The following is a 1,648-nucleotide window of genomic DNA, read 5'->3' as shown; positions in this document are numbered from 1 at the left end:
CCGCGTCATCGAGCGCCGGCGCACGGCCCTGGAGTCCGAGTGCTACCAGCGCTTTGCCGTGGAAGACTGCCTCAAGCAGGCGCGCGAAGAGGCCCGTGAGCAGGATCGTCCGCTGCGCGAACGCGAGCTTCAGATCAACGACGAGGAGCGCAAGGAGCGCGCCGTCCAGCGCCTGGAAGACATCGAGGCCAAGAAGGCGCAGAAGGCAGCCTCCACCATGGAGGCCAAGGAACGGCCGCCGGCCGTGCAACGCGATACCCAGGCCCTGCGCGCGCAGCGCGCCCAGGAGGCGCAGCAGCGCGCCGCCCAGCAGGCCAGCCACCAGCGCGAACGGCAGGCCCAGATGGAGCAGCGCCAGTCCGCCCAGGAGCAGGAGCGGCGCGCGGCATCGCGTGCGCAGTTCGAAGCCAAGCAGAAGGAAGCGGCCGAGCGCAAGGCCCGTGCCGCCGAAGCGGCCCGCGAGCGCGGTCCCCAGGCTGCGCCGCTGCCGGCGCCGCCTGCTCCCTGATCCTTTTTTTCTCTGCCACGCGCCAACAGGCCAACCGGGTGGGGGCTGGCGTGAGGGCCTGGATGCTCCAACCCCGGTTCAAGCCGTCTGGGCCGACTCCAGCGCCTCGAGCTTGAGCACCACCAAGGACAGGTTGTCGCCCCCGCCCTGGGCGCGCACGCGGGCCTTGTCGATGAGGAACTCCGTGGCCTCGCGCGGAGTGAGCGCGTTGAGCACGGTGCCCAGTTCCTCGGCCGTGTAGTAGTGCCAGACGCCATCGCTGCAGGCCATGAGGGTGGTGCCCGGATACACGCGCTCGATCACGTGGTGGCTCATGGGCGGTTCGGCCTCGGTGCCCAGGCAGCCCAGCAGGATGTTGGACTTGGGGTGCACGTGGGCCTCGAATTCGGTGAGCTCTCCCCGGTCCACCAGCGACTGCACATAGGAATGGTCCTTGGTGCGGTGGACCATGGTCGCGTCCTGGTAGTGGTAGATGCGCGAATCGCCCGAATGCACCCAGTGGCAGCGGCCCTGGGGCAGCAGCACGAAGGCGGCGATGGTGCTGTGCGGCTCCTGCTCGGCCGAAATGGCGGTCAGACGGATCACCGTGTGCGACTCGCGCACGATGCTCTCCAGCAGCGCTGTGCAGTCCTCCTTGCCCGGCTCGAAGCGCTCGAACAACTGGCGCGCCGTGAGCATGACCTGGTCGGAGGCCTTGCGCCCGCCGCTGCGCCCGCCCATGCCGTCGGCCAGAACGCCCAGCAGGCAGCCGTGGACATACGGGTGGGCCATGAGCATCACCTGGTCTTGCTGGTATTGCCTGTCACCGCGATGGATGCCTGTGGCGGCTTGGAGTCGGTACGCTGGCTGCATGGTCTCTGGTTTGGTGGGCTCTTGGGGCGGCGGATGGGCACACCAGTGGCATGGCGCATATTATCGGAGCGCTGCCCCCGGTGCCGGCTCGCCCGGCTCCCGTGGCGCTGTCTTTTTCAACAACCGGACCTGTCCTGTGCATTCCCTGACCGCCGCCGTGCAGGCGGCCTTCGCCCCGCAAGGCCTGCTGTCGCGCGCCGAGGCGCAGTTCCTGCCGCGTGAAGGCCAGACCCGCATGGCCCTGGCCGTGGCCCAGGCCATCGAAGAGCGCCAGACCCTGGTCGTGGA

At 69.2% G+C, this 1,648-nt stretch carries 2 protein-coding genes; one reads left to right on the top strand and one right to left on the bottom strand.

Annotated features, from left to right (window positions below; genetic code table 11):
- Positions 1-508, top strand: a 508-nt coding sequence (locus tag L995_RS19275) for a hypothetical protein (RefSeq protein ID WP_047473038.1), incomplete at its 5' end; no start/stop codon positions are given.
- Between the two features lie 78 nt (positions 509-586).
- Here the strand turns inward: L995_RS19275 and L995_RS19270 are convergent.
- Positions 587-1,360, bottom strand: a complete 774-nt coding sequence (locus L995_RS19270) for a PP2C family protein-serine/threonine phosphatase (protein WP_026062214.1) — start codon at positions 1,358-1,360, stop codon at positions 587-589.
- Between the last annotated feature and the right edge of the window lie 288 nt (positions 1,361-1,648).

The organism is Delftia sp. ZNC0008 (genome assembly GCF_000799035.1).
In the GTDB taxonomy this organism is placed as follows: Bacteria; Pseudomonadota; Gammaproteobacteria; order Burkholderiales; family Burkholderiaceae_C; genus Comamonas; species Comamonas tsuruhatensis.
The sequence above is the reverse complement of the archived record's forward strand: the minus strand, read 5'-3'. Positions and strand labels throughout refer to the sequence as shown.

Excerpts from the sequence above, each read along its gene's own strand:
- L995_RS19270 (WP_026062214.1), bottom strand. The coding sequence starts at position 1,360 with ATGCAGCCAGCGTACCGACTCCAAGCCGCCACAGGCATCCATCGCGGT.